We start from the raw sequence: 18,821 nt of genomic DNA, 5'->3' as shown, positions 1-18,821 counted from the left end.
CCGCTCATGCGCCGCTGTCGCCCGGCTTGGGGCGGCGCCCGCTGCGGCGCGGCGGCACGGTCACAAGCTGCTCGCCGTCGACCGCCTCCTGCAGCCCGGCGGCGCGCGCGGCGGCGGCGACCGGCGGCGATCTGCCGTTCGCCTGCTGCTCGCGCAGCCGCTCCATCTCGGTGGCGGCCGTGTCGTGACCGAGGAACGGCATCAGCGCCCAGTAGACGAGCTCGGGCAGCAGCCGCGGCAGGTCGGCGGTCGAGCCGCGCAGGACGCGGCCGTAGATGACCTCGTACATGCCGCCGGTGACGGCCTCGGCGGTCAGGCCCGGAAGCGCGCGCGGCGCGTCGCCGCGGCCGGCGTCGAGGAAGTAGTAGAAGCCGCGCACGGCCGCGTCGCGGCGCGCGAGCGCTCTGGCGCCGGCGGCGTGCACGTCGACGATGCAGAGGCGCGTCAGCTCCGGATGCTGCGCGAGGAAGTCGAGGAAGGCGGCGAGCGCGGCGCGGATCGCGGGGATCCACTCGTCCTCGGACTCGTACGCGGTCGTCACGCCGCCCATCAGCAGCGTCACGGCGGCGTCGTAGGCGGCGAGAAAGCACTCCTCCTTGTCGGCGAAGAGCTCGTAGAAGGTCTTGCGCGAGACGCCCGAGCGCGCGATCAGGTCGGTCACGCGCGTCTCCGGATAGCCCTGCTCCGCGACGCAGGCGACGAGCGCGTCGAGCACCCGCGTCCGCTGCGACTCGGCGACGAAGTCACGCGAAAGACCATGCCGGCCAGCGGGCAGCTGACCGCTGTGCGGCCGCATCCAGGGACCGGTCAACAGCGACTCTCTCTCGTCATCACGGCCACCCATGCTACAGAAACCCCCTGTTTCCGCCTGCGGGTTCGCGACCGCGGCGCATGTCGCCGGAGACCGGCCGGAGCGGTCTCTCAGACCTCGCCGTCGGCGTCGACCAGCTGGCCGAGACCGGCGTCCATCATCTCGCCGAGCAGGCTCGGCAGCTGCGCCGCCTGCCCGCGCGCGACGCGCCTGTAGAGGATCGCGTAGAGGCCCCCGACGATCGCCTCGCAGACCAGCCGCGGGGCCGTCGTGCCGCGCGCCTCGCTGCGCGGATGCTCGATGAACGCGGCGAACTCGGCGAGCGCCTCGTCGCGCCGCTCGCGCGCCACCGGACCGGCGGCGAGCACGTCGACGACGCACAGGTGGGCCAGCTCCGGCTCGGCTGCGCAGATCGCCAGCAGCTCGCCGAGGCAGAGCTCGATCCGCCGCCGCAACGGCAGCTGCTCGGCGCGATGGTAGGTGCTGCCGACGAGCATCCGGATACGCAGCAGCGCGGCGTCGTACGCCTGCAGGAAGCAGTCTTCCTTGTCCTCGAACAGCTCATAAAACGTCCGTCGCGACATGCCCGCGTACCGCAGCACGTCGGCGACCGCGAGGTTGGCGTAGCCGATCTCGCTGGAGGCGGCCGCAATCGCTCTGAAAAACCGCTCCTTCTTGCGCCACAGGGCGAGATCGTCGTCGGATATTCCGCGGGCGTCGGCGTTCTCGTTCACGTGGGCGATCGGCATGGCGCGAGCCTAGTGCTCCCGCGGGCATTTGACAACCAAAAACATACAGTCCTATGGAGCTGTTCGAGTCCAGTTGCCGCGGGTGCGCACGGCGAGCACGAGGAAGAGCGCGGCGGTCGCCGCGGAGGCGGCCCACATCGAGGCCGCCCAGCCCTCGACGAAGGCGGCGCGGGCGGCGTCGAGGAGCCTGTCGGCCCGGCCCGGATCGGTGCTGTGGGCGGCGGCGTCGAGGGCGCGGCCGACGCCCTCGCCCGCAGCGCTCGCGAGGCGGTCCGGGAAGGCGGCGAGCGCCGGCTCGATCGCGTGGCGGTAGGAGGCCGTCAGGACCGCGCCGAGCAGCGCGATGCCGATCGCGCTGCCGACCTCGCGGGTCGTGTCGTTGAGGGCTGAGGCGACGCCCTGGGACTCGGGCGGCAGCGCGGCGGTGATCGCCTCGGTCGCCGGCGGCATCGTCAGGCCCATGCCGAGGCCGATCGCGACCATCCCGGGCAGCACCGACAGGTAGCCGCCGTCGACCGAGACCAGCGCCGCCATCAGCGCCAGCCCGGCGGCCGCGACCCCGACGCCGGCCGTCATCGTCGTCGCCGCGCCGAGCCGTCTCGCGACTCCCGCCGCCGCCCCCGAGGCGCCCATCATCACGACGATCAGCGGCAGCAGGCCGAGCATCGAGCGCAGCGCCGACCAGCCGAGGACCGTCTCGAAGAAGGGGAAGAGGACGACGAAGACGCCGGCCGAGACGCCGAACATCACCAGCAGCGCCGTCGAGCCCGACGCCAGCCGCCGGTCGCGGAAGGCGCGCAGGTCCAGCAGCGGCGCCCCCGCCAGCCGCAGCTCCCAGGCGACGAAGCCGGCAAGCGCCGCCGCGCCGCCGGCCAGCGGCACGAGCGTCGCCGCCGCCGTCCAGCCGCGCGTCGGCCCCTCGTGGATCCCGAGCACGAGCCCGCCGATCCCCGCGATCGACAGCAGCGAGCCGACGAGGTCGAAGCGCGCCGCGGTCCGCTCGCGCGAGTTCGGCACCGTCGCGAGCGTCAGCGCGAGCGCGGCGGCGACGAGCGCGACCGGCAGCGCGAACAGCCATCTCCAGCTCGCCAGGTCGACCAGCAGCGCCGAGCTGAGCATGCCGAGGAGCCCGCCGCCGCCGGCGACCGCCGACCAGACGCCGATCGCCTGCGAGCGCGTCGCGGGCGGGAACGAGGAGGTGATCACCGACAGCGTCACCGGCATCACCATCGCGGCCCCGACGCCGGCGGCGACGCGCGCGACCAGCAGCGCCTCGACGCCGCCGGCGAAGCCGGCCGCGGCGTTCGCCGCGCCGAAGACGACGAGGCCGGCGAGCAGCACCGGCTTGCGGCCGCGGCGGTCGGCGATCGCGCCCATCGGCAGCAGCAGCGCGGCGAGCGTGACGACGTAGGAGTTGATCACCCACAGCACCTCGCTCTGCGAGGCGCCGAGGTCGAGTGCGAGGTCGTGCTGGGCGACGTTGAGGCCCGAGGCGGAGGCGACGACGGCGATCAGCGCGGTGCAGACCGCGAGCAGGATCGCGCGCCGGCGGCCGGCCGACTCGACCAGCGTGCCGGCGTCGGTGTGGTGAGCAGGTGGCATGCGGTCCACGCTAGTCGCGCTCTGCGCAGATGGCATAGACTCTTGCCAATGACGCAAGAAAGCGCGAACGACGCGGGCACGCCTCTCGGCGGCGCCGCCGCGCTGGAGGAGGTCGCCCGCCGCCGCCTGCGCACGCTCCGCAAGGCGCGCGGCTGGTCGCTCGACGAGCTCGGCCGGCGCACGCACATCGGTCCCTCGACGCTCAGCCGGCTGGAGAGCGGCCGGCGGCGGATCGCGATCGACCACCTCGTCGCGCTCGCCCGCGCGCTCGACACGACCGTCGAGGAGCTGGTCGCCGAGGACGAGGACGAGGACGTCGTGATCCGCCCCCGCCGCGACCAGGCGGGCGGCTCGACCTTCTGGCTGCTGACCCGCCCCGACGACCCCTCAGGCCGCGTCGTCGTGAAGATGCGGCTGCCGGCCCGCAGACAGCTGCCCGAGACGCGCGTCCATCCCGGCCGCGACTGGTTCTACGTGCTGGAGGGGACCGTGCGGCTGCGGCTCGGCGGCCGCGAGCTGCTCGTCGCGGCCGGCAACGCCGCAGCGTTCGACACGATGACGCCGCACAGCATGGGCGGTCACGGCGGCCCCGCCGAGATCCTCTCGATCCTCGACCACCACGGCGAGCGCGCCCACCTGCACGGCTGAGCGGGCGGCTACGCGGCGACCGCTGGGGGACGCGCGAGATCGGCCAGCTCGCACCGGCTCGCGATCGGCGGCGGCGACAGCGGCCCGTTCACCGACCCCGACGGCTTCGCCTGGGAGACCGCGCGGCCTGCGCTCAGCGCGACGCGTTGAGGCTGACGGCGGCGCGGATCAGGGCGAGGAACGCCTGCTCGTCGAGCTGCTCGCCCTCGCGCACGTCGATCGCGCGGCGGACTCTGCCGTCGAGGCTGGAGTTGAAGAGGCCGACGGGATCGTCGAGCGCGGCGCCTCTCATGAACGTCAGCTTGACGACAGCCTTGTACGTCTCACCGGTGCAGATGATCCCGTCGTGCGACCAGACCGGGACGCCGGGACTGGTCGCCTTCGCCCACTTCCACTCCTCGACGACTTCCGGGTCGGCTTGCTTGATCAGCCCGCGCAGCCGCGCGAGCGTCTCGCCGCGCCAGTCGCCCAGCTCGGCGATCTTCGCGTCGATCTGCTCTGAGGGAGATTGATCTGCCATCCGGCAGACCCTACCGCTGCACGAACCCGCCCAGACGTAGGAGCGGGCGGTGGCGGGGCGAAGGCCGATGCGAGCAGACGTCAACTCAGCAGGGAGTGAAGTCGATGCGCATCCGTCACACCGTCGTCGCCGCCGCGCTCGCGGCGGCCGCAGCCGCAGGCGCCGCGGGAGCCGGCCCGGCCGGCGCCGCCGAGGTCCAGATCCCGTTCGTCTGGACCGGCGGGAACCAGACCTGGACCGTCCCGGCCGGTGTCACGGAGGCGACCTTCACGCTCGTCGGCGGTGCCGGCGGCGGCGCGGACGGCGGCGGTGCCGGCGGCTTCGGCGCGGAGCTGCACGCGACGCTTCCGGTCACCCCCGGCGACGCGCTCAGAATCGCCGTCGGCGGTCAGGGCACGAGCGCCGGCACGGCCGGCTTCAACGGCGGCGGCGTCGCCACCGGAGACGCCGGCAGCGGCGGCGGCGCGACGACGATCCTCAGCCCGACCGGCGCGGCGCTGCTCGTCGCGGGCGGCGGCGGTGGCGGCGGCGCGGACGGCCTCGACGCCGGCCCCGACCTCGGCGGCGCCGGCGGGGACGGCGGCTCGGCCGTGCTGCCCGGCCTCGCCGGCGCGCTCGCGAGAGGCGCGACCGGCGGTGGCGGCGGGTTCGTCGGCGGCAACGGCGGCGCCGGCGGCACCGGCACGGTCCTGCCCGTCGCGGGCGGCAGCACGACGACCGGCGTCGGCGGCGCCGGCGGCGTCACACCCGGCGGCAGCGGCGGCGGAGCCGGCGGCGGCGGAGGCGGCGGCTCGGTCGGCGGCGGCGGTGGCGGCGTCGGCGGCGACGACGGTGCGGGCGGGGCCGGCGGCGGCGGCGGCGCGGGCGGCACGAGCTTCACGACCGCGACCGCGACGAACGTCTCGACCGCGCTCTCGGGCGCGCGCAACAACGGCCTCGCGATCGTCAGCTACACGCCGCTGGCGGCGCCGCAGGTGCGCGTGCAGCCGACGCTGTCGGGCGTCGCGCAGGTCGGCAGAGCGCTCACCTGCGAGCTCGGCACCTGGACCGGCTCGCCCTCGCTGACGGTCGCCTGGCTGCGCGGCGGGACGGCGATCGCGGGCGCGACGAGCGCCACCTACACGCTCGCCGAGGCCGACGCCGGCCAGCAGCTCGCCTGCCAGGTGACGGCGGCCAACGCCGCCGGCAGCACGGTCGCGAGAACGCCCGCGATCACGGTCCCGATCACCACCGGCCCGGCTCCGGCGACGCTTCCGAGCATCAGCGGCAGAGCCGAGCTGGGCGCAAGACTGACGTGCGCGCCGGGCAGCTGGACCGGCGGGACGCCGACCTTCGCCTACGCCTGGCTGCGCAACGGCAGAGCGGTCGCCGGCCAGACGAGCGCGACCTACACGCTCGCCAGAGCCGACGCCGGCCAGGCGCTCCAGTGCGCCGTGACGGCGACCGTCGGCGGCCTCGCGACGACCGTCCAGTCGACCGCCGTCGGCGGCCCGGCGCGGCTCGTGATCCTCACCACGACCGCGCTCGTCTCGCGCACCGGCGGCGTCACCGTGCAGGTCGCCTGCTTCGGTCCGACCGACTGCGCCGTGCCGAGAATGACCGCCACCAGCGGCCAGGTGATCGCCCGTGCCGGCGCCCGCACGATCCGCTCCGGCAACAGCTCCAAGTACACGATGACGCTCGGCGCGCGCGGCGTCGCGAAGCTGAAGAAGGCAGGCTCCTCGATCGCCGTCCGCTTCGTCGCGACGCCGACCGGCGGCTACGGCGGCAACGCCCGCCTCAGCTGGGTGGCGCTGAAGGGCATCGCCTAGGCTGGGAGGCATGGCGATGAGCGAGCAGTCGGAGCTGTGGAACGGCCCCTCGGGGCGGGCGTGGGTCGAGCTGCAGGAGCTGCTCGACGGGCTGTTCGCGCCGATCGAGCGGCTGCTCGCCGACGCCGTCGCGGCAGCCGCGCCGGCGACGCTGCTCGATGTCGGCTGCGGCACGGGCGCGACGACGCTCGCGTACGCGCGGCGGCTCGGCGACGGCGCCGCCTGCACTGGCACCGACCTGTCGCGGCCGATGCTCGCGCTCGCGCGCGAGCGGGCCGCGCGGGAAGGCCTGGCGGTCGAGTTCGTCGAGGCCGACGCGCAGCGCCACGCCTTCCCGCCGCGGCGCTACGAGCTGTTCGTCTCGCGCTTCGGCGTGATGTTCTTCGACGATCCCGTCGCCGCCTTCGCGAACCTGCATGCGGCGGCCGCCGACGGCGCCGGCCTGCGCATGGTCGTCTGGCGCGGGCCGCAGGACAACCCGTTCATGACCGCGGCCGAGCGGGCGGTCGCGCCGCTGCTGCCGCAGACCGAGCTGCGCAGAGCGGGCGGCCCCGGGCAGTTCGCCTTCGCCGACCGCGAGCACGTCACGCAGATCCTCAGCAGCGGCGGCTGGCGCGAGGTCGAGCTGACGCCGACCGACGTCGTCTGCACGCTGCCGGAGACCGATCTCGTCCGCTACATGACGCAGCTCGGCCCGGTCGGCCACGCGCTGCGCCAGCTCGACCCGGCGCAGCACCCGCAGATCATCGCGACCGCGCGCGCCGCGTTCGAGCCGTTCGTCGACGGCGACGAGGTCCGCTTCACCGCCGGCTGCTGGACGCTCACCGCTACCGCTTGACGGTGAACTCCACGCTCGTCGCGCTGCCGCCGGCCGGCGTCAGCGTCAGCCGGTAGCGGCCGGGGGCGAGCGCGCGGCCGCGCAGCCTGCCGTCGAAGCGGACGCTGTTGGCGCCGGCTCTGCCGTTCAGCGGCAGCGACCCGGCTGCGCGCCAGCGGGCGCAGCCGGCGCCTCTCGCCGTGCGGCTGGGCGCGACGCAGCGGCCGCGGACGCGCACGCCGGGCAGGCGCGCCTCGACCTTCGCGCGGATGGTCGCGGCGCGGTCGAGCGTGAAGCGCAGCGTCGCGCCGGCGCTGCGGCCTCTGACGGCGAAGCCGCGCGGCGCGAGCCGGAGGGCGCTGAGGCGCGCGGGGCCGGTCGCTCTCGGAGCGGGGTCGGCCGGTGGCGGGGCGGGCGCGCCGCCGCCGCCCGGAGGCGTCCCGCCGCCGCGCGGCGGATCGACCGGGACGACCGGCGCCGCCGGCGTCGTGAAGCTGCGCACGTCGCCCTGCGTGGTGCCGATCGCGTTCGTCGCGACGACGCGGTAGAGGTAGGTCGTCTGCGGCGCGAGCCCGCTCAGCGGGATCGTGACGACTGCGTTCGGGACGGCGTCGCGCGCGGCCGCCAGCGTCGCGCTCTCGCTGCCGGAGGCGGTCGTCGTGCCGTACACGACGCGGTAGCTCGTCTGCGCGTTGCGCGTGTCGAGCGGCAGCCCGACGGTCGCGCCGGTCGCGCTCAGGTCGCTGATCGCCGGATCCCCGAGCAGCGGCTTCAGCGCCGCGTCGAACGGCTGCGTCGCGCTCAGCGCGTCGACGCTGGCGGTGACGAGCGAGCGACCGGCGCCGATCGGCGGGTAGACGTCGCCGCGCCAGAAGCCCTCGCCCCAGCCGAGGCTGCTGTGCGTCGCGTCGCCGGCGATCGTCAGCTGCGGGTCGCCGCCGGTCAGGTCGTCCGGCCCGACCGGGTTGCCGTACGCGTCTCTGATCACGACCGTCGCTCTGCCGCTCTCGAAGCTGCCGGCGGCAAGCAGCGACGGCGCGATCGCGAGCGTGATCGCGGTCGCCGCGCCGGCGCCGTTGCGCAGCGTCGCGTCGGTGCCGGTCAGGCCGGCGCTCGTGACGGCGACGCCGAAGCTGCCGGCCGCTCTGTTGGCCGTCAGCGTCGGCGCGGTCGCGATCCCGTTCGCGTCGGTTCTGACGGTCGCGCTCGCCGCGCCGCCGGCGAAGGTCGCGCCCCCGCTGCCGCCGCCGCTGACGGTGAAGGTGACGTCGACCGGCTCCGCCGGCACGACCGGGTTGCCGAGGTCGTCGCTGGTGGCGACCGTCAGCGGCTCGCCGAACGGCTGCGTGACCGGCGTCCGCTGGCCGTCGCCGCCGGTCACGGTCAGGGCGCTGAGCGGCCGCGGGTCGATCGTCACCGCCGGCGACTCGCCGGCCGTGTCGAGCGAGGTCGCGACGGCCCATCTGTAGCTGCCGCCCGCGCGCGGGTTGGTCGTGCCGGGCAGCAGCAGCTCGAAGGCGCCGGGCGCGGTGACCGTGGACGGCAGCGTGAACACGATCGTGCTGTTGCCGTCGCTCAGTCTGAAGCTGTTGAGCGCGAGGCCCGAGCCGCCGGGCAGGTTGAGCTGGTAGCTGGCGGAGGTGGTCCGCGTCAGATCGCTGCCGGGCGGGCCTCTGACCGTGATCGTCTGGCCCGTGCCGAGCGAGGACTGGAGCCCGAAGCCGAGCGTGACGTACTCGGCGACGTCGCCGGCGCGCGTCGAGCCCTGGTATCTCGCGCTCACGCCGGTCACCGTGCCGGCGCTCGCCGTCGCCGCCAGCGCGCCCAGCAGCGCGACCGCCATCGTCAGCGCCGTCAGCGCCCGTGTCCGTCCCCGTCGTCCCATCCGGCCGTCTCCGTTTCTTGTCGCGTCGGCGCGCGCGACCCGCGCCGTGCCCTCGCGATCGGCAGCTCTCGCGCCGGGTTTGAGGCGGGGCACGGCATACTGGACGGGATGGCCGACACGGGGACCGAGCCGACGACGACGCTGACCGAGATGGTGCCGGCCGAGCCGACCGCCGACGCGGTCTACGAGGCGTTCGCCGAATGGGCCGACGGGCGCGGGCTGAACCTCTACCCGCACCAGGAGGAGGCGGCGATCGAGCTGTTCAGCGGCGCGAACGTGATCCTCGCGACGCCGACCGGCTCGGGCAAGTCGATGGTCGCGATCGCCGCCCACTTCGCCGCGCTCGCGGATGGCCGCGTCACCTATTACACGGCGCCGATCAAGGCGCTCGTGTCGGAGAAGTTCTTCGCGCTGTGCGAGATCTTCGGCGCCGAGAACGTCGGCATGGCGACCGGCGACGCCTCCGTCAACAGCGGCGCCCCGATCATCTGCTGCACCGCCGAGGTGCTCGCCAACCTCGCGCTGCGCGAGGGCGCCGGCGCCGACGTCGGCCAGGTCGTGATGGACGAGTTCCACTACTACGCCGAGCCGCAGCGCGGCTGGGCGTGGCAGGTGCCGTTGCTGAGCCTCCCCAACGCGCAGTTCCTGCTGATGTCGGCGACGCTCGGCGACGTGACCGCGCTGCGCTCGGACCTGACCCGCCGCACCGGTCGCGAGACCGCCCTCGTCGACGACGCCGAGCGGCCGGTGCCGCTCACCTTCACGTGGTCGATGGAGCCGCTGCACGAGCTGCTGGAGGAGCTGGTCGGCGCCGACCAGGCGCCGATCTACGTCGTCCACTTCACGCAGGCCTCGGCGCTGGAGCGGGCGCAGACGCTGCTGTCGGCGAAGCTCTGCACGCGCGAGGAGCGCGAGGCGATCGCGGAGGCGATCGGCGCCTTCCGCTTCACCTCCGGCTTCGGCAGAACGCTGTCGAGACTGGTCCGCAACGGGATCGGCGTCCACCACGCCGGGATGCTGCCGCGCTACCGGCGGCTGGTCGAGCAGCTCGCGCAGACCGGGCTGCTGAAGGCGATCTGCGGCACCGACACGCTCGGCGTCGGCATCAACGTGCCGATCCGCACGGTCGTCTTCACCGGCTTGGCGAAGTACGACGGCGCCCGTCACCGGCTGCTGAAGGCGCGCGAGTTCCATCAGATCGCCGGCCGCGCCGGGCGCGCCGGCTTCGACACCAGCGGCTACGTCGTCGTGCAGGCGCCCGAGCACACGATCGAGAACGAGCGCGCCGCGCAGAAGGCCGGCGACGACCCGAAGAAGCTGAAGAAGCTGCAGAAGAAGAGAGCGCCGGAGGGCTACGTCGGCTGGACCGAGGAGACCTACGACAAGCTCCGCAACGCCGCGCCGGAGTCGCTCGTCTCGCGGATGCGCGTCAACCACGCGATGATCCTCAACGTCATCAACCAGCCCGCCGACCCGATCGAGACGATGCGGGCGCTGATGGAGGACAACCACGAGGACGAGCGCGGCAGACGCCGTCTCTCCGAGCAGGCCGCCTCGCTGAGAGAGGAGCTGCTGCTGTCCGGCGTGCTGGAGCGGCTGGAGGAGGCCGACGAGCACGGCCGCACGCTGCGGCTCGCCTCGCACCTGCAGCAGGACTTCGCGCTCAACCAGCCGCTCGCGTCGTTCGCGCTGGAGGCGTTCGACCTGCTCGACCCCGAGTCGGAGGAGTACACGCTCAACGTGCTGTCGGTCGTCGAGGCGATCCTCGACGACCCCTTCCCGGTGCTGATGGCGCAGGCCAACGAGGCGCGCGGCGAGGCGGTCGCGGAGATGAAGGCGGAGGGCCTGGAGTACGAGGAGCGGATGGAGCTGCTGGAGAGAGTCTCGTACCCGAGACCGCTCGAGGAGCCGCTGCGCAACGCGCTGGAGGACTACCGCGAGACGCATCCGTGGGTCCACGCCGACGACCTCTCGCCGAAGTCGGTCGTGCGCGACATGTACGAGTGGGGGCGGACCTTCCCCGAGTTCATCGCCGCCTACGGGGTGCAGCGCTCGGAAGGGCTCGTGCTGCGCTACCTCTCCGACACCTACCGCGCGCTGCGCCAGACGGTGCCCGAGCGCGTCAAGACCGACGAGTTCGACGACATCGTCGAGTGGCTCGGCGAGACTGTCCGCCAGACCGACTCCTCGCTGCTGGACGAGTGGGAGGCGCTGACCGATCCGGAGTCGGTCGCGCGCGCCGCCGCCGCGGTCGCCGCCGGCGCGCCGCCCGCGCCGCCGCGGCCGATCACCGCCAACGCGCGCGCCTTCGCCGTGATGGTCCGCAACGCGATGTTCCACAAGGTGCGGCTGGCCGCGCGCGACCGCTTCAGCGAGCTGGCGGTGCTCGACGCCGCCGCGGCCGTGCTGAGCGACCTGCCCGGCCGCGACGCGCTCGACGCGGAGGCGTGGGAGGCGGCGCTCGGCGACTACTGGGACGAGCACGAGACGATCGGCATCGGCCCCGCGGCGCGCGCGCCGGAGCTGCTGCAGATCGATCGCGCGCCGGCTGGGGCGCAGGGGCGCGTCTGGAGCGTGCGGCAGGTGATCGACGACCCCGCCGGCGACCACGACTGGGCGATCGCCGCGACCGTCGACCTCGACGCCTCCGACGCCGCCGGCGAGCCGGTGATCCACACCCGCTCGTTCAGCGCGCCGGAGTAGGTGCGCGGGCGCGGCCTGGCGCGAGCGCGCTGAGGCCGCTGAGCGCGGCGTGGGCGCGTCGCCGTTCATAACGCATGAAGCTCCCGGATCCGCATAGGATCACGCCGCTCGTTCACCGCAAAAGCGCATTCGCGCTGGCGCGAAGCTCCAGAATCCGCTCTCTTGACCGCGACCGCCCGGCCATCGAAGGGAACCTGCATGCCTGCATCGGGCTCCGTCCGTGTCGTACGTTCGTTCGCCGTCGTGCTGTGCGCGGCGCTGGTCGCATCGCTGCTGGGGCTCGTCGTCGCGTCGCGGCCGGCTGGCGCCGCGAGCGCGCGTGCGGGCGCGGCTGCCGCGAAGACCGTGAAGTGCACGCCGAAGAAGCGGCTGACCGCGACCCAGAGACGGGCGCGGGCGCGCAAGCTGGCGCGCATGACGTCGCGGCAGCGCACGGCCTTCAAGCGGCGCGAGGCGAGACGCGAGGCGGCGCGGCGCAAGGCCTGTCGCAAGGCGAGGAGAGCGCCTGCGCGCGAGCAGATCGACGTGCTCTCGGGCGCGCCGCGGCCGTCGCCGCAGCCGGTGCCCGGCCCGGTGCCGTCGAGCCCGCCGCCGGCGACCACGCCTGACCCGGTCCAGCCCGATCCGGAGGTCCCGACGCGGCCCGACCCGAAGCCGCCGACGCCGCCGGCCAGAAGAGCCGGCACGATGGAGGGCTGGGACGGCTACGGCGCCGGCTCGTGGCCGGGCGCCGACTGGCGGCCGTACGCCGACAGCTCGCCCTTCAACCGGCTCGCCGCCGGGGGCGAGGTGCATCCGAACTCGGCCGCGATCGTGCGCAAGGTCCTCGGCTGGGGGCAGCCGGCGAACATGGTCGCCGGCGGCTCCGGGACGAGCAGCGACTACGGCCACCCGACCTACTGGTCGCAGCCGACCGATCCGCTCTTCACGCTGCGCGCGACCGGCACCCCGAACGCGATCCAGGGCACGAGAATCCCGATCCCGGACGCCGCCAGAGCTGCCGCCGGCGGCGACGGGCACATGACGGTCGTGACGCCGGCCGGCTGGGAGTACGACTTCTGGCAGGTGAGCTCGAAGCCGGCGGGCGGCGGCACGCTCAGCTTCTCGATCGGCGGCCGCATTCCGATCGACGGCGACGGCCTCGACGGCAAGGCGACGGCGTCGCTGTTCGGCAACCTCGCCGGCATCATCCGCGCGCCGGAGATGGCCGCCGGCGAGATCGACCACGCGCTCTTCATCGTGCTCAAGTGCTCCTCGGCGACGACCGCCTTCGGCCACGGCACGGTCGTCGGGCCGGCGGGCCAGAGCGCCTACGTGTGGCCGGCGACCCACGGCGCCAGCCGCTGCCCGGCCGCCGAGGACGTCAACGCGCCGCCGCTCGGCGCGCGGCTCCAGCTGGCGATGAGCGACGACGAGATCGCCGCGCTCGACGTGCCGCAGTGGAAGAAGACGATCCTCACCGCGCTCGCCCATTACGGCGGCTACTTCGGCGACACCGGCGGCTCCGGCTTCGGGCTGATGTTCGAGTCCGGTGCGACCTACACCGCGTTCGGCGTCACCGACCCGCTCGTCACGTTCGCCGCCGACAGCGGCCTGCCGGGGCGCAACGGCCTCTTCACCTTCGACGTCGCCTCCGGCGTCGACTGGGCCAGATACCTGCGCGTGCTGGTGCCGCCGACGCGCTGAGGGCGCGCCTCAGCCGTCGACGTAGCGCTGGATCGTCGGCGCGTACAGCGCGGCGACCTCGGCGCGCGGGGCGGAGGCGAGCGGCTCGACTCTGAGCACGTAGCGGGCGAGCAGCAGGCCGAGCACCTGGGAGGCGACGGCGGTCGCGCGCAGCTCGGCGTCGGGGGCGTCGATCGCGGCGGCGAGGCGGGGGACGATCTGCTGCGTCAGGAAGTCGCGCAGCATGTCGAACTGGCTCGTGGCGGAGCGCAGCACGCTGATCAGCTGCGCGCCGCTGGCCGGCTCGTCCCAGACCGCCAGCAGCCGCTCGAACAGTCGCTCGCCGAGCCCGTCTGTGCCGGCGGCGAGCAGCGCGTCGAGGATCTGCGCGGGCGAGATCGGCAGATGCAGCGCGGCGACGAACAGGTCGCTCTTGGCGCCGAAGTAGTACGAGACGAGCGCCACGTCGACTCCCGCCGCGGTCGCGATCCCGCGCAGCGTCGCGGCGTCGTACCCACGTGCGCCGAACTGCTCCCGCGCCGCCGCCAGGATCGCCTCCCGCGCCTGCGCCCCGTCCCCGCGCGGGCCGCGTCTTTTCCGTGACGAGCTTTTCATCGCACGTTGAAATCTAGCGGACGATCTGCGACGGTGGTTTTCATCAACCGTTGAAATCTTCTGCCGGCGGGCGCCTGGAGCGGGCGCGCACCGGTGGACCACGCGTCTGGAGAAAGCCCGATGCCTGCTCGACGCCGTTCGATCCTCGTGATGATGTGCTTCGCGCTCGCGACCGTCGTGAGCGCCGTCTCGTCGCTGAACGTCGCGCTGCCCGACCTGGCGCGCGACACCGGCGCGACGCCGACCCAGCTGCAGTGGGTCGTCGACGCCTACGCGCTCGTCTTCGCCGGCCTGCTGCTGCCGGCCGGCGCGATCGGCGACCGCTACGGTCGTCGCCGCGTGCTGCTGACCGGCCTCGCGGTCTACGGCGGCGGCGCGCTCGTCGCGACCACCCTCAGCGACCCGGGCGCGCTGATCGCGGTCCGCGCCGTGATGGGGCTCGGCGCGGCGCTGATCATGCCGACGACGCTGTCGATCGTGACCGCGAACTTCCCCGCCGACGAGCGCGACCGCGCCGTCGGCGCGTGGGCCGGTGTCGCGGGCGGCAGCGCGCTGCTCGGCCTGCTCGTCTCGGGCGCCCTGCTGGAGGTCGCCGGCTGGTCGTCGGTCTTCCTGCTCTCGGTCGTGCTCGCGGCGATCGCCTTCGCCGGCACGCTGCGCGTCGTGCCCGCGCGCGACGAGCACGAGCGCAAGCCGCTGGACCCGCTCGGTGGCGCGCTCTCGGCGCTCGCGCTGACCGCGCTCGTGTGGGCGTTCATCGAGGGGCCGCAGCGCGGCTGGGGCGACGGGCTCGTCGTCGCCGGCTTCGCCGCCACGGTCGTGCTCGGCGTCGCGTTCGTCGTCTGGGAGCTGCGTCAGGCGCAGCCGCTGCTCGATCCGCGCCTGTTCCGCCGGCGCGGCTTCGGCAGCGGGTCGCTGTCGGTCTTCGTGCAGTTCTTCGCCGCGTTCGGGCTGATCTTCGTGCTGCTGCAGTTCCTCCAGCTCGTGCTCGGCTACTCGCCGCTGGAGGCGGGCGCGGCGCTGGCGCCGATGGCGCTGGTGATGGTCGCGGTCGCGCCGCGTGTGCCGCGGCTGGTCGAGCGCGTCGGCGTGCGGCCGGTCGGCCCGGTCGGGCTGGCGCTGATGGCCGCCGGCCTGGTCGTGATGTCGACGATGGACGCCGGCTCCTCCTACTGGCACCTGCTCGCCGGCGGGCTCGTGCTCGGGCTCGGGATGGCGCTCGCGACGACCCCGGCGACGACCGCGATCGTCTCCTCGCTGCCCGACTCCGAGCAGGGCGTCGCCTCGGCCGTCAACGACGCCGCCCGCGAGGTCGGCGGCGCGCTTGGGATCGCCGTCCTCGGCAGCGTGCTCGCCGACCACGTCGGCCGGCTCGGGCCGGGGATGGACTCGGCGGCCTTCGTCGACGGCTTCGGCGCCGCGCTGCTCGTCGGCGCGGCCGTGCTCGTGGCCGGCGCGCTGTTCGTCGCCCTGCGCGCGCCGGGGCGGGAGGGCGTGGCCGGTGAGGGCGGCGCGCGCCCGCGCGCTGGCGACGCGGCGGCGGTCCGCTGACGGCGTTGAGCCCGGCGCCGCCTCGCGCGCTCGCGACGCGGCGCCGGCTCGCTGACATCGCCGAGCCGGCATCGCGTCCGCTTGACACATTCCCATATCGGTATGTAATGTCCGTCGCATGGCACGAGCAGCGACGACGGCGGATGTGTTCAACGCGGTGGCGGAGAGCCGGCGGCGGGAGATCCTCGATCTGCTCGCCGTCGGCGAACGGCCGGTGCAGGAGCTGGTCGACGCCCTCGGCGTCGCGCAGCCGCAGGTCTCCAAGCACCTGCGCGTGCTGCGCGACGTCGGCCTCGTCGACGTGCGCGACGCCGGACGGCGGCGGCTCTACCGCGTCAACGCTCCCGCGCTGAAGCCGGTCCACGACTGGGTCAAGAGCTTCGAGCGGCTGTGGGAGCAGCGCTTCGAGCAGCTCGACGCCGTGCTCGACGAACTCAAGCAGGAGGACAGAGATGCCCAGCAGTAGCGGCACCGCGACGGTCACGCTGCCGTCCGACACGCAGATCCTGATCGTGCGCGAGTTCGACGCGCCCGTTCCGCTCGTGTGGAAGGCGTGGACGACGCCGGAACTGGTCCGGCGCTGGTGGGCCGGCGAGCGCGGCGAGGTCACGCTCGCCGAGATCGACTTCCGCGTCGGCGGCGGCTGGCGCTACGTGATGGTCGCCCACGGCGATTTCGAGGTCGCCTTCAACGGCGTCTACCAGGAGATCGCCGAGCACGAGCGGATCGTCAACACCGAGATCTTCGAGGGGATGGCCGACGCGAGATCGCTCGTCACCAACAGCTTCGTCGACCTCGGCGACCGCACGCGCATGGAGATGCTGATCGACCACGACTCCAAGGAGGCGCGCGACGGTCACATCAACTCGGGCATGGAAGGCGGCATGCAGGAGTCGATGGACCGGCTCGAGCAGGTCGCGCGCTCGCTCGCCTGAACGAGCATGCGCCGAGCAGGCGCAGATGGTCGAGCCGTGCGCGCGTCGGCTCGGCGCGGTCGTAGAGGACCGCGACCCGATCGCCGGCGCGCAGCGCGGCCAGCACGGCCGAGGTCGCGGCGAGAGTGACGATCTCGCGCCCGTCGGCGGTGCGGAAGCGGACGACCGGCAGACGCGCCCCGCGGCCGAAGCGCGGGAGCGGGCCGCGTCGCCGGTCACGCGAGTCGAACCCGAGCACGACGCCTGGCGCCCGCGCGGTTCGACGGCGATTGCGGTGCAGGCTGACGAGCGCGGCGACGCCGTAGAGCGCGAGCAGCAGCGGGGCGAGGAACAGCACGGGAAACGGACCTCCGAGTCGGTTGCGGGAGGTCTGTTAGAGGGGTGCGGGCGAGAAGTTCGCCCCCCCCGCCGCGTGCCGCGTCGCGCGTCGGCGTCAGCCGTCCCCGGGCGGCTCCGTGTACGCCGAGGCGAGCGCGGTCGGGGCGAACGAGCTGGCGGCCGCGGCGCGAGCCAGCGGTCTGAGCGCGAACAGGTCCTCGATCGAGCGCAGCAGCGAGTAGGCGTCGTATCTCGCGCCCGCGGTCGTGCCGGCCTGCGCGAAGCGCGACACGACCAGCGCGCCGTTGCGGAGGTCGCCGCCGCTGGGGGCGGCGGCCGGCGTCGTCGCGCCGGGGACGGCCGGGGTCGTGGCCGCCGGGGTCGTCACGCCCGCGGCCGGGCTCGTGCCGGTCGGCGTCGTCGCGCCCGCGGGCGGGCTCGTGCCGGTCGGCGTCGTCGCGCCGGGGGCGGGCGCCGAGCCGGTGGCGGGCGTCGTCGTGCCGGCAGCGGGTGCCGATGCGGTCGCCGCGACGCGGCCGGCGAAGCTGACGATCAGCACGCCGTCCTGCTTGTAGGCGGGCGAGGCGAGGATCCGCGGGACCCAGGTCGCGAGGAAGGCGTCGGCCGCCGCAAGGCCCCCGGCGCTGCCGTCGGCGCAGGGCGACTCGCTGCCGCTGTTGCAGAGGTTGGGCGCGATCCAGCTGAGGTTGGCCGTCGTCTTCGCCCCTCTCAGGTCGTCGCCGAGCCGCTCCAGCGGGCCGTCGTTGGCGTCGCAGTCGCCGAGGTCGAGCAGCGAGTGGTAGTAGACGAACGGGTTCAGGCGCGTCGCGTAGCTGTCTCCGGGCCGGCCGCTGACGGTGTCGTCGGCGGCGTTGGAGGCCGGGTGGCGGCAGGCGGTGCGTCTGTCCGGGCCGCGGTCGAGGTCCTCGACGTAGGCGCGCCAGCTCAGCCCTCTCGACGTCAGCTGGTCGCCGATCGTCGTGACCGTGTTGGGGAAGACGCAGCCGTCGGCGGTCACCTCGCCGCTGTCGCTGACGGTCGCCGACGGCGGGATCTCGGCGTAGGTCGGGCAGCCGGCCTGCGTCTGCGCGTTCGGCGGCTGGCCGCCGATCTGCGCCAGCCGGTCGGGCAGGCCGTCGGCGGCGAGCGCCGTCGCCTGCTCCAGCAGCACACCCTGCGGCCGCAATCTGCCAGACAGATATGGCGCCTGCGACTGCGCGCCGAAGGCGGCGTCGTAGCCGTGGCCGGCGAGCGAGATGACGAAGACGTGCTTGACCTTCGTCGGCTTCGCGGGCTCGTCGGCTGGGGCGGCCGGGCCGTCGCCGCCGCTGCCGACGGCGTCGTCGCCGGAGTCGGCGGTGCTGTCGTCGGTGGTGGCGGCGCCGTCGCTCCCGGCGGTGTCGTCGGAGGCGCCGGCGTCGCTCGGCTCCTCGTCGGCGGTGGAGCTGTCTGCGAGCGCGTCGCCGTCGTCCGCGGAGGCGGCGTCGTCGGAGGAGCCGCCGCCGGCCAGCAGCGGGCTGGTGACCGTGCGGGCGACCGGCGCGGAGGCGCGGACGGCGTCGAGCGCGTCGGCGAACGAGCCGCCCCCGCCCTCGATCAGCACCAGCCCCGTCGCCAGCACCGACAGCGTCGCCAGCAGCCACTGCCGCCAGCGGCTCATGACGCGGCCTCCGGGGGCGTGGCGGGCGGCCCTCCGGCGGGCGGGGCGGCGCCGTTGACGGGCGGCCCTCCGGCGGGCGGCGCGGCGCCGTTGACGGGCGGCGGCGCCGCTCCCCGCGGCGGGGCGGGCGTGAACGGATTCGGCGGCGCCGGTGCGAACGGGGAGGGCTCGCGCAGCTGACGCTCGACCTCGGCCAGCGCCTGGTCGACGCGCTGCAGCTCGGCCGCGCGGGCGGTCAGCACGTCCATCCGCACGTGGTCGCGGATCGCCATCTCGTAGAAGACGCCGCCGAGGTCGGTCTGCAGCAGCGCGAAGCGCTCGGTCAGGCGCTCGCGCTCGCCCAGCAGCTCGCGCACGCGGACGTCGAGCGCGGCGCCGTCAGCGGCGCCGTCGCCGGCGGCGCGTGCGGAGCGGCGGGCGCGTGCGGCCAGCTTCGTGGCCGGCGCGAAGCCGGCGGGCGCGCTGCCCTCGCTCATCCCCCAGCGGGCGCGGATGCGCGTCAGCACGCTCACGATCGGCCCCTCGACACGG

17 protein-coding genes are annotated in these 18,821 nt (G+C 74.6%); 8 read left to right on the top strand and 9 right to left on the bottom strand.

The genetic code is table 11. From position 1 onward, the window contains the following. Nucleotides 1–4: 4 nt before the first annotated feature. The 3 genes from Q7L73_RS11245 to Q7L73_RS11235 all read right to left on the bottom strand — a co-directional run bounded on the left by Q7L73_RS11245 (nucleotide 5) and on the right by Q7L73_RS11235 (nucleotide 3,162). Nucleotides 5–844 (bottom strand): TetR/AcrR family transcriptional regulator, encoded by an 840-nt coding sequence (locus Q7L73_RS11245; protein ID WP_304695659.1) that lies wholly within the window; start codon nucleotides 842–844, stop codon nucleotides 5–7. A 77-nt stretch (nucleotides 845–921) separates the two neighbouring features. Further along, on the bottom strand, nucleotides 922–1,560 hold the full coding sequence (locus tag Q7L73_RS11240; protein ID WP_304695657.1) for a TetR/AcrR family transcriptional regulator: 639 nt from the start codon (nucleotides 1,558–1,560) through the stop codon (nucleotides 922–924). Between the two features lie 51 nt (nucleotides 1,561–1,611). Continuing rightward, entirely contained in the window at nucleotides 1,612–3,162 is a 1,551-nt protein-coding gene (locus Q7L73_RS11235; RefSeq protein ID WP_304695655.1) for an MFS transporter, read from the bottom strand. 48 nt (nucleotides 3,163–3,210) lie between these two features. Here Q7L73_RS11235 and Q7L73_RS11230 point away from each other — a divergent pair, with 48 nt between their 5' ends. After that, entirely contained in the window at nucleotides 3,211–3,810 is a 600-nt protein-coding gene (locus tag Q7L73_RS11230) for a helix-turn-helix domain-containing protein (RefSeq protein WP_304695653.1), read from the top strand. 133 nt (nucleotides 3,811–3,943) lie between these two features. On the opposite strand, the gene Q7L73_RS11225 is transcribed toward Q7L73_RS11230, so the two are convergent. Further along, nucleotides 3,944–4,330, bottom strand: coding sequence for a DUF1801 domain-containing protein (locus Q7L73_RS11225; protein WP_304695651.1), 387 nt, complete (start codon nucleotides 4,328–4,330; stop codon nucleotides 3,944–3,946). 104 nt (nucleotides 4,331–4,434) lie between these two features. Between Q7L73_RS11225 and Q7L73_RS11220 the strand changes: the two genes are divergently transcribed. Next, the gene (locus Q7L73_RS11220; protein WP_304715549.1) at nucleotides 4,435–6,141 is read left to right on the top strand and encodes a hypothetical protein; all 1,707 of its coding nucleotides are present in this window, start codon (nucleotides 4,435–4,437) and stop codon (nucleotides 6,139–6,141) included. A gap of 10 nt (nucleotides 6,142–6,151) precedes the next feature. Beyond that, nucleotides 6,152–6,979, top strand: coding sequence for a class I SAM-dependent methyltransferase (locus Q7L73_RS11215; protein WP_304692335.1), 828 nt, complete (start codon nucleotides 6,152–6,154; stop codon nucleotides 6,977–6,979). On the opposite strand, the gene Q7L73_RS11210 is transcribed toward Q7L73_RS11215, so the two are convergent. Then, the gene (locus Q7L73_RS11210; protein WP_304692333.1) at nucleotides 6,969–8,843 is read right to left on the bottom strand and encodes a fibronectin type III domain-containing protein; all 1,875 of its coding nucleotides are present in this window, start codon (nucleotides 8,841–8,843) and stop codon (nucleotides 6,969–6,971) included. The genes Q7L73_RS11215 and Q7L73_RS11210 overlap by 11 nt on opposite strands. Before the next feature lie 108 nt (nucleotides 8,844–8,951). Between Q7L73_RS11210 and Q7L73_RS11205 the strand changes: the two genes are divergently transcribed. Both Q7L73_RS11205 and Q7L73_RS11200 read left to right on the top strand, forming a co-directional pair. Beyond that, the gene (locus tag Q7L73_RS11205) at nucleotides 8,952–11,546 is read left to right on the top strand and encodes an RNA helicase (RefSeq protein WP_304692331.1); all 2,595 of its coding nucleotides are present in this window, start codon (nucleotides 8,952–8,954) and stop codon (nucleotides 11,544–11,546) included. 198 nt (nucleotides 11,547–11,744) lie between these two features. Further along, on the top strand, nucleotides 11,745–13,232 hold the full coding sequence (locus Q7L73_RS11200; protein WP_304692329.1) for a hypothetical protein: 1,488 nt from the start codon (nucleotides 11,745–11,747) through the stop codon (nucleotides 13,230–13,232). A gap of 9 nt (nucleotides 13,233–13,241) precedes the next feature. Here Q7L73_RS11200 and Q7L73_RS11195 read toward each other — a convergent pair whose 3' ends face one another. Beyond that, the gene (locus Q7L73_RS11195) at nucleotides 13,242–13,826 is read right to left on the bottom strand and encodes a TetR family transcriptional regulator (protein ID WP_304692327.1); all 585 of its coding nucleotides are present in this window, start codon (nucleotides 13,824–13,826) and stop codon (nucleotides 13,242–13,244) included. A gap of 120 nt (nucleotides 13,827–13,946) precedes the next feature. On the opposite strand from Q7L73_RS11195, the gene Q7L73_RS11190 reads away from it, so the two are divergent. The 3 genes from Q7L73_RS11190 (at nucleotide 13,947) to Q7L73_RS11180 (ending at nucleotide 16,312) form a co-directional block, all read left to right on the top strand. Further along, the gene (locus Q7L73_RS11190) at nucleotides 13,947–15,377 is read left to right on the top strand and encodes an MFS transporter (RefSeq protein ID WP_304692325.1); all 1,431 of its coding nucleotides are present in this window, start codon (nucleotides 13,947–13,949) and stop codon (nucleotides 15,375–15,377) included. Nucleotides 15,378–15,495: 118 nt separating this feature from the next. After that, nucleotides 15,496–15,843 (top strand): helix-turn-helix transcriptional regulator, encoded by a 348-nt coding sequence (locus tag Q7L73_RS11185; protein ID WP_304692323.1) that lies wholly within the window; start codon nucleotides 15,496–15,498, stop codon nucleotides 15,841–15,843. Continuing rightward, nucleotides 15,830–16,312, top strand: a complete 483-nt coding sequence (locus Q7L73_RS11180; protein ID WP_304692321.1) for an SRPBCC family protein — start codon at nucleotides 15,830–15,832, stop codon at nucleotides 16,310–16,312. Before Q7L73_RS11185 ends, Q7L73_RS11180 begins: the two co-directional genes overlap by 14 nt. Here the strand turns inward: Q7L73_RS11180 and Q7L73_RS28730 are convergent. The 3 genes from Q7L73_RS28730 to Q7L73_RS11170 form a co-directional block, all read right to left on the bottom strand. Further along, a complete protein-coding gene (locus tag Q7L73_RS28730) occupies nucleotides 16,239–16,649 on the bottom strand; it encodes a DUF3592 domain-containing protein (protein WP_370552423.1) in 411 nt (136 codons plus the stop codon). The two genes, Q7L73_RS11180 and Q7L73_RS28730, sit on opposite strands and share 74 nt — an antisense overlap. A 96-nt stretch (nucleotides 16,650–16,745) precedes the next feature. Beyond that, a complete protein-coding gene (locus Q7L73_RS11175; RefSeq protein WP_304692319.1) occupies nucleotides 16,746–18,290 on the bottom strand; it encodes an alkaline phosphatase family protein in 1,545 nt (514 codons plus the stop codon). Further along, a complete protein-coding gene (locus Q7L73_RS11170) occupies nucleotides 18,287–18,802 on the bottom strand; it encodes a hypothetical protein (protein WP_304692317.1) in 516 nt (171 codons plus the stop codon). Before Q7L73_RS11170 ends, Q7L73_RS11175 begins: the two co-directional genes overlap by 4 nt. Nucleotides 18,803–18,821 lie beyond the last annotated feature (19 nt).

Origin of the sequence: Conexibacter sp. CPCC 205762 (assembly GCF_030646155.1) — a bacterium.
GTDB lineage: Bacteria > Actinomycetota > Thermoleophilia > Solirubrobacterales > Solirubrobacteraceae > Conexibacter.
The sequence above is the reverse complement of the archived record's forward strand: the minus strand, read 5'-3'. Positions and strand labels throughout refer to the sequence as shown.

Bases quoted from the DNA above. Each gene is read 5' to 3' on its own strand.
- Q7L73_RS11175 (WP_304692319.1), bottom strand. From the start codon at position 18,290: ATGAGCCGCTGGCGGCAGTGGCTGCTGGCGACGCTGTCGGTGCTGGCG.
- Q7L73_RS11230 (WP_304695653.1), top strand. From the start codon at position 3,211: ATGACGCAAGAAAGCGCGAACGACGCGGGCACGCCTCTCGGCGGCGCC.
- Q7L73_RS11225 (WP_304695651.1), bottom strand. From the start codon at position 4,330: ATGGCAGATCAATCTCCCTCAGAGCAGATCGACGCGAAGATCGCCGAG.
- Q7L73_RS11195 (WP_304692327.1), bottom strand. From the start codon at position 13,826: ATGAAAAGCTCGTCACGGAAAAGACGCGGCCCGCGCGGGGACGGGGCG.
- Q7L73_RS11235 (WP_304695655.1), bottom strand. From the start codon at position 3,162: ATGCCACCTGCTCACCACACCGACGCCGGCACGCTGGTCGAGTCGGCC.
- Q7L73_RS11215 (WP_304692335.1), top strand. From the start codon at position 6,152: ATGGCGATGAGCGAGCAGTCGGAGCTGTGGAACGGCCCCTCGGGGCGG.
- Q7L73_RS11245 (WP_304695659.1), bottom strand. From the start codon at position 844: ATGGGTGGCCGTGATGACGAGAGAGAGTCGCTGTTGACCGGTCCCTGG.
- Q7L73_RS11190 (WP_304692325.1), top strand. From the start codon at position 13,947: ATGCCTGCTCGACGCCGTTCGATCCTCGTGATGATGTGCTTCGCGCTC.
- Q7L73_RS11210 (WP_304692333.1), bottom strand. From the start codon at position 8,843: ATGGGACGACGGGGACGGACACGGGCGCTGACGGCGCTGACGATGGCG.
- Q7L73_RS11185 (WP_304692323.1), top strand. From the start codon at position 15,496: ATGGCACGAGCAGCGACGACGGCGGATGTGTTCAACGCGGTGGCGGAG.
- Q7L73_RS11220 (WP_304715549.1), top strand. From the start codon at position 4,435: ATGCGCATCCGTCACACCGTCGTCGCCGCCGCGCTCGCGGCGGCCGCA.
- Q7L73_RS11200 (WP_304692329.1), top strand. From the start codon at position 11,745: ATGCCTGCATCGGGCTCCGTCCGTGTCGTACGTTCGTTCGCCGTCGTG.
- Q7L73_RS11240 (WP_304695657.1), bottom strand. From the start codon at position 1,560: ATGCCGATCGCCCACGTGAACGAGAACGCCGACGCCCGCGGAATATCC.
- Q7L73_RS11180 (WP_304692321.1), top strand. From the start codon at position 15,830: ATGCCCAGCAGTAGCGGCACCGCGACGGTCACGCTGCCGTCCGACACG.
- Q7L73_RS11205 (WP_304692331.1), top strand. From the start codon at position 8,952: ATGGCCGACACGGGGACCGAGCCGACGACGACGCTGACCGAGATGGTG.